Consider the following 6,901-nt stretch of genomic DNA (forward strand, 5'->3'; position numbering starts at 1 on the left):
CGACGCCCGCAACACCACCCTGAACCAGAACCCCGCCTCGGCCCCCGCCTCCCGCAACCTCCAGTACGTCCACCGCGACCACCTCGGCAGCACCCGGTTGATGACCGACGAGAACGGCATCGAGATCGGCCGCTGGAAGTACTTCCCGTTCGGGATGGGGGCGACGGTGGAGGAGAGCGGGGATCAGCGGATGAAGTTTACGGGGCATGAGAGGGATGGGGAGGTTGAGCTGGACTACATGTTGGCGAGGTACTATGGAGCCAACCTTGGTAGATTCCTCAGCGTTGATCCCGTTCAAGGCACGCCAGAGGACCCACAATCCTGGAATCTGTATCCGTACGTCACGAACAACCCACTTCGATTCAACGACCCGACTGGAGAAGACGGAAACGACGTCGCCAACTGGATTGACGACAAGGTCGGCACGATCACGAGTAGCGTGCAGGCGAGTGTCGGATCGGGCGTGGTCGGTGTCTTGGTAGATGCGGCGGTGTCGACAGCCGGCGATCTCGTGTCGGGAACTGCAGACCTTCTCCGTGTAGGGGCATCAACAGGCGAAGCGATCGGCTCGGGAGCCAATGGCGAGGGCGTTGTGCGCGCGGTCGCCGAGGACGTTGGCCGGGCATCAGGATTGGCTTTAGCGATGGCTGCACCCGCGAATGCCGCACTGCGCGGAAGCGGGGCAGCTGCCGCGGAAACACCTGCGGCCAATGCCGGAGTAGCGGGCGGTAGGATCACTGGTCACACCAAGCACGGGTTGAATCAAGCCATTAGTCGAGATGGCGGTCGCGGCGTCTCGCCTCGAGCAATGCTCGATGCTGCTAAGAATCCCGTGGAAACCGTGGGCCAATCCGGAGGTCGAACCAAGTACGTCGGCAAAGACGCCACCGTCGTCACAAACAAGGACGGAAAGGTCATCACCACTCACGCAAACAACCGGAATGGCGTGCGGGATCCGTTGAGGAAATAGGACAATGAAACTGCAATCACACTTGCGCACCGTGTTGCAGGAGGTCATCCGTCAGCGATGCCCCGATATTCCTGTGTCTATCGTCGACACACTGCCACATCTTTCCGAGGAGATGCGTTTTCGGATTCGGCAGGCTCTTACTGATGAACTCTGCGAGACTGGCTTCGGCGAAGACGATGAACCGAACCAGCGAGGTCTGCTTTTAGAGGAGTTGATCGACCGGGTAGGCAGGCCATCATCACTAACGAGAGAATAAGGAAGCTGCTGTCATCTCCGCGCAGTCTAATCGGTTCTTCACCAGACGAAGACCCTCCGCGCCTACGGGCGCTCCGGGCCTTCGCAGGTGAAGAAGCGATTAGACTGGCGCGGACCCCCGAGGGCACGCCGCGCGCCGGCCGCCCGGATGAACGTCGGCGATGAAGGCGGACCGCGGCGGCCGGGCGTCCGTCACGCGGCCTGCACGGGGGGACAGCAGCGCATGTGCACTGCCCCCCTTGCGCCGCCCTCCGCTGCGCTCCGGGCCGCCCCCCAGCGGGCCGCCGGGGGGCTCGGCGCTACGCCGTGGTCGTAATCGACGCCGTGCTTGACGGCGACCGCGGCACGCCCTCGCAACGCCTGCGATGTAATCCAGCCCCGCGATCCCCGTCGCCCGGCCCCCCAGCGGGGCGAGGGGCCGGTCGCCGGGGCTCTCTCGTCGTCTCCGATCAATGTGGTTTCCGGTCTTGTGCGCCGTGCTGAACCGGCAACGATAATCGCGGAGCCGCGCTGACCTGCGGCGGCGCTGTCGCGCCGCCTCCGGTCATCCCGGCTCCGGCCAGGCGACGGCCACGGCGCCGACAGCTAAGGAAAGAAACGCCGGCGCTCAGCGCGCTCTGTCGAGAAACGCATCGATCGTGCGCACAAGCGCCTCTTGGTCGCGTTTGGGCAGGCGCTCGAGCTGCTGCATGCGTTTCAGCCAGCGGCGATTCTTGACCGAGCCGTTGCGTTTCGAGCCCCCGAGGCCCAGCAGCTCGTCCGCGGTCACACCGAGGATTCGGGTCAGCTCGATGATCAGCTGGCCGTGCAGCCGCAGCTCGCCGCGCTCGTAGTCGGAGACGACGGGCTGGACGATTCCGAGCCGCTCGGCGACGTCGGCCTGGGTCAGGCCACGCTCGCGGCGCAGGCGTGCCAAGCGCTCGCCGATGGTCTCTTGCTGGGTTTTGCTCCGTGCCGCTGCGCGAGCCAAGGCCTCGATCTCCTGCGGTGCGATCCGCAGGTCGATTGTAGGAGTGGATTCTGGGAGGCTCTGGCTGCTCATTGCGAAACCACTTGACCAGTATACCTATACCATTATCCGATAATCTCGCCACGCCCTCGAAACGACCACCTCCGAGGCCCGACGGTCGAAAAAAGGTCTTGACAGGTTTCGTGGCAAGGGAGGGATCCGGGATGTAGTGAGCAAGGCGGAGATCGAGCGGATCCGGCGGGGTCACGACCTGGTGGCGGAGATACGGCGCCGCGGGGTGGCGCTGACCCGGAAGGGCCGCAACTGGGTCGGCCTGTGCCCGTTCCACGACGACCGGGAGCCGTCGTTGGTGGTCAATCCCGACAAGCAGCTCTGGAACTGCTTCGGCGCCTGCCGCACCAACGGGGGCAAGAGCGGCGGCGACGTCTTCGCCTTCGTGGCCCGGATGGAAGGGATCACCTTTCTCGAAGCGCTGAAGCGCCTGGGCTACGAGGAGCCGGATCCGCCGGCCCGTGCGGGCCGGAGGTCCCGGCCGACGTCGGTTTCGGAGCCCGTGCCGGCGATCGTGCCGGCGGACCCGGCGCTCCTCGGCCGCGTGGCGGCGCACTACCACCGGGTCTTCCGCGAGCGCCCCGAAGGCCAGGATTATCTCAAGAGCCGCGGCCTCGACGATCCCGAGATGCTTGCGGCCTTCGAGGTCGGCTACGTGGACGGGACGCTGCGTGCGACCTTCGCCGCCGAGGGCGACACGGCGGAGGCCCTGAAGGCCGCCGGCATCGTCCGCCCGCGGCCGCGAACATTTCCTGGGCTGCGTCGTCGTGCCGCTGACGCTTCCCGACGCCGGCGTGGTCGGCTTCTACGGCCGGCACGTGAAGCGCGACCAGCATCTCTACCTGCCCGGTCCGCGCCGCGGGGTCTTTCATTGGCAGGCTTTCAAGGGCTCGGAGGAGGTGATTCTCACCGAGTCGGTGCTCGACGCGCTGACGCTATGGCGTGCAGGCCTCCGCAACGTCTCCTGCATCTACGGCACGCAAGGCTTCACCGAGGACCACGCCGAGCTGCTCGAGCGCTTCCGCGTCAAGCGGGTGCTGCTGTGGCTGGACAACGACGAGGCCGGCAACCAGGCGACGCAGGTGATCGCTGAACGGATCCAAAAGCTCGGCATCGACGTCGTGGACGCGCGCGTCGAGGGTGGGAAGGACCCGAACGAGCTTTTCCTCTCGCTCGGCTCCGAAGCGTTTCAAAAGCACGTCGCGAGCTCCCTACCCTTAACTGTGAAGACCACAGCGAAGGAAAGCAACCAGGGCAGCGACGAGCCCCGGGTCACCCACGAGCCCGGCGGCGGCCGGCTGATCGCCTTCGCCGAGCGGACGTATCGCGTGCGCGGCCTGACGGCCAACGGCCTCGACCGCCTGCGCGTCAATCTGCGTGTCGAGGGCTCGGGCCGCGTCCACCTGGACACGCTGGATCTCTACGGCCACCGTGCCCGCTCAGGCCTGATCAAGGAGCTGGCCCGCCTCTTCGGCGAGGACGAGGAGGCGCTGTCACGGGCGGTCGCCGAGCTAATCGAGACCCTGGAGGGCATCCGGCTCGAGCTGGCGCAGCACGGCGAAGACGACATCGACACGGGACGCATCGAGATCCCGGACCGCGAGCGCGAGGACGCGCTGCGGCTGCTGCGGAAACCGGACCTGCTGGCGCGCATCCTCGGTGACTTCGAACAGGCGGGCTTCGTCGGCGAGACGACGGCCTTGACGGTGGGCTACCTGGGCACGCTCTCGCGCTTTCTCGACGAACCCCTGGGCCTCCTGATCGTCAGCCGCTCCGGCGCCGGCAAGTCGTGCCTGGAAGACGCCTTGTGCGACTTCGTGCCGGAGGAGCAACTGGCCAAGTACACGCGGCTGACGGGCCAGGCGCTGTTCTACAAGGAGGAGGACTCGCTGGCGCACAAGGTGATGGCGATCGACGAGGAGCAGGGCGCGGAGGACGCCGGCTACTCGATCCGTACGCTGCAGTCGGCCCAGGTGCTGACCATCGCCGCCACAAGAACCGATCCGCAGACGGGCAAGCTGCGCACCGAGGAGTACCGGATCCACGGGCCGGTCTTCATCCTGCTGACGACGACCTCGCCCGAGGCCCTGGACTTCGAGACCCGCAACCGCTTCGTCCAGGTCGGCATCGACGAGTCGGCCGAGCAGACGCGGCGGATCCTCCGGCTGCAGCGCGAGGCGGACACGCTGGAGGGGATCCTCGGGCGCGAGGCTGCCAGCGCCGTGCGGCGCCGGCAGCAGAACCTCCAGCGACTCCTGCGGCCCCTGAAGGTGGTCAACCAGTACGCGCCGCAGCTGTCCTACCCGGACGAGCGGCTGCAGATGCGCCGCGAGCAGAAGAAGTACCTGACGCTGATCAAGACGATTGCGCTGCTGCACCAGCACCAGCGGGAGATCAAGCGGGCCTCGCGTCACGGGATCGAGGTCGAATACGTCGAGGTCGAACCCCGCGACATCACCCTGGCGAACCGGCTCGCCTGCGAGGTGCTGGGCCGCGGCCTCGACGAGCTGGCCCACCCGACACGGCAGCTCCTGAAGCACCTGGTCGAGATGACGCGGGACACGCGGCCCGGCAAGTGCTGCTTCACGCGCGGGGACGTGCGGGCCTACACGGGCTGGAGCGACTGGCAGGTGCGGGTGCACCTGGGGCAGCTCGTCGAACTCGAGTACGTCGTGCTGGCCGCGGGGAAGAACGGCCGGCGGATGAGCTACGAGCTGCTCTTCGACGGCGACCCGGACGAGGACCGGCGCTACCTGGCCGGCTTGGTCGACGTCGAGGCGTTGCTCGAAAAGCAGCGGAAGACGATGAACGCGAGGCCTCGCAACTCGAAGCGTTTGCAGGACCTTGTGGCCGAAAACGCCAGCTTGTGAGCGAAACAGGCAGCTTGTGAGGAAATCGACGACCTTGTGGCCAGCTTGTGAGCCGAACTCACAAGCTGCAACTCGTTTTGATTCTTTCTGTTAGCTGTGGAATCCGTCGAGCTTGCGGCGATTTCGGGAAAAGGTGGGGGTCGTTTTTGTGCGAGAGGATCGGCGCCGGCGCTTCGAGCTTCAGATCGTCCGCTTCCTCGAGCGGATGCGGGTCGCGGGCTTCTCGCCGCGGACGATCGATTCCTACCGCTCGCACATCGGCTTTTTCCTCGCCTGGCTCGACCGGGAGACCAACGTCGAAGAGGTTACGGCCGTGACGCCCGAGATCCTGCACGGCTACCAGACGTGGCTCTACGGCTACACCGACGACGGGGGCCGCGGGCTGGCGATCGCGACACAGGCGGCGAGGCTCAGCGTCGTGCGCGCCTTCTTTCGCTGGCTGGTGAAGACCGACGTGCTGCTGTACGACCCGGCTGCGGGGCTCGAACTGCCGAAGCGCAAGGGCATCCTGCCGCGCTCAGTGCTGACGAAGAAGGAAGTCGAGCGGCTGCTGGCGGCACCCGACGTGACGACGCCGCTCGGCCTACGCGACCGGGCGATGCTCGAGGTGCTGTACTCGACCGGGATCCGTAACGCCGAGCTGCGGGCACTGACCGTCTACGACCTAGACCTTGACCGCGGTCTCGTGCGGATCAACGAGGGCAAGAACGCGAAAGACCGCGTCGTGCCGCTGGGGGAGGTCGCCTGCCGCTGGCTGCGCGAGTACCTCGACGTAGCCAGGCCGAAGCTGCTCGTGCGCGACAACGCCGGCGAGCAGACCGTCTTCCTGTCGAAGAACGGCCGGCCGCTGCTGCCGCTCGGCGTGATCGATCGCATCCGCCGGCTGGCCAAGGCCGCCGGCATCGAGCGACCCGTCACGCCGCACTCCATGCGTCACACCTTCGCCACGCACATGCTCCGCGGCCGCGCCGACATCCGTCACATCCAGGCGATGCTCGGTCACGCCTCGGTGGCCACGACGCAGATCTACACCCGCGTCGAGGTGACGGACCTGAAGACGGTGCACCGGCGCTGCCACCCGCGAGAGAAGCGATGAAGGTGTCAGACGGTTTCACGGAAGGGTCGATCTCGCTCGAAGAGGTCGGCGTCAACGAGCCGATTTGCCGATCCGTGAGCGCTCCTGGAGGCCGATCCGCCGATCTCGGCGCGCTTGTCGAGGCCCACCTGGCCGATGCTCTCGCCCGCGGCCTGGCGCGCGGGACCGTCGCCTATCGACGCGTCTACCTCGGCCAGCTCCTCGTCTGGCTCGAGCGGCGCGACATCACGCAAGCGCGGCAGATCACGCCGGCCGTGCTCGACGACTACCTCGCCCACCTCCGCAAGCGCAAGACGGACTACAACCGTCCCAAAGCGACGTCGCTCAGCGTAAAGACGCTCGCGGCGGAGGCCTCCGTGCTGCGCTCCTTCTTTCGCTGGCTCGCCGCGCGTCGCGTCGTACTCTTCAACCCGGCTGAGGAACTGCGTCTCGGCAACCGCACCCGGCCGCTGCCGAAGGCCGTGCTCTCAGAGGCCGAGGTGTGCACGCTTCTCTCCGCGCCTGGCCGCGACACGCTCGGCCTGCGGGATCGCGCGATCCTCGAGACGCTCTACCCCAGCGTTGCATAAACTGACGCAGTTTTCTACGCTGCTTTTTCGAGTCCCGCCAGGTAGCCTTCAATCTGTGATTGTGCCGCATTGTTCGCGTTCATCGTCAGGGTGAGTGCGCCACGCGGCCGGGTGAGTCGG

General features: G+C 66.6%; 5 protein-coding genes. 4 read left to right on the forward strand and 1 reads right to left on the reverse strand.

What is annotated here, in order from left to right:
• Positions 1–970: RHS repeat-associated core domain-containing protein (locus Q9Q40_15560; GenBank protein MDQ7008638.1), on the forward strand; the 970-nt coding region annotated here is incomplete at its 5' end.
• 862 nt (positions 971–1,832) lie between these two features.
• Here Q9Q40_15560 and Q9Q40_15565 read toward each other — a convergent pair.
• Positions 1,833–2,267, reverse strand: coding sequence for a helix-turn-helix transcriptional regulator (locus tag Q9Q40_15565; protein ID MDQ7008639.1), 435 nt, complete (start codon positions 2,265–2,267; stop codon positions 1,833–1,835).
• Between the two features lie 746 nt (positions 2,268–3,013).
• On the opposite strand from Q9Q40_15565, the gene Q9Q40_15570 reads away from it, so the two are divergent.
• The 3 genes from Q9Q40_15570 (at position 3,014) to Q9Q40_15580 (ending at position 6,781) form a co-directional block, all read left to right on the forward strand.
• Entirely contained in the window at positions 3,014–5,116 is a 2,103-nt protein-coding gene (locus tag Q9Q40_15570; GenBank protein MDQ7008640.1) for a toprim domain-containing protein, read from the forward strand.
• Positions 5,117–5,228: 112 nt separating this feature from the next.
• Complete coding sequence (locus tag Q9Q40_15575; GenBank protein MDQ7008641.1) at positions 5,229–6,212, forward strand: tyrosine-type recombinase/integrase; 984 nt, start codon at positions 5,229–5,231, stop codon at positions 6,210–6,212.
• Positions 6,209–6,781 carry a phage integrase N-terminal SAM-like domain-containing protein gene (locus tag Q9Q40_15580; GenBank protein ID MDQ7008642.1) on the forward strand — a complete coding sequence of 191 codons (573 nt, stop codon included), beginning with the start codon at positions 6,209–6,211 and terminating at the stop codon, positions 6,779–6,781. The genes Q9Q40_15575 and Q9Q40_15580 overlap by 4 nt, the downstream gene beginning before the upstream one ends.
• The last annotated feature ends 120 nt before the right edge of the window (positions 6,782–6,901 follow it).

It is taken from the genome of Acidobacteriota bacterium, from assembly GCA_030949985.1.
In the GTDB taxonomy this organism is placed as follows: Bacteria; Acidobacteriota; Polarisedimenticolia; order J045; family J045; genus JALTMS01.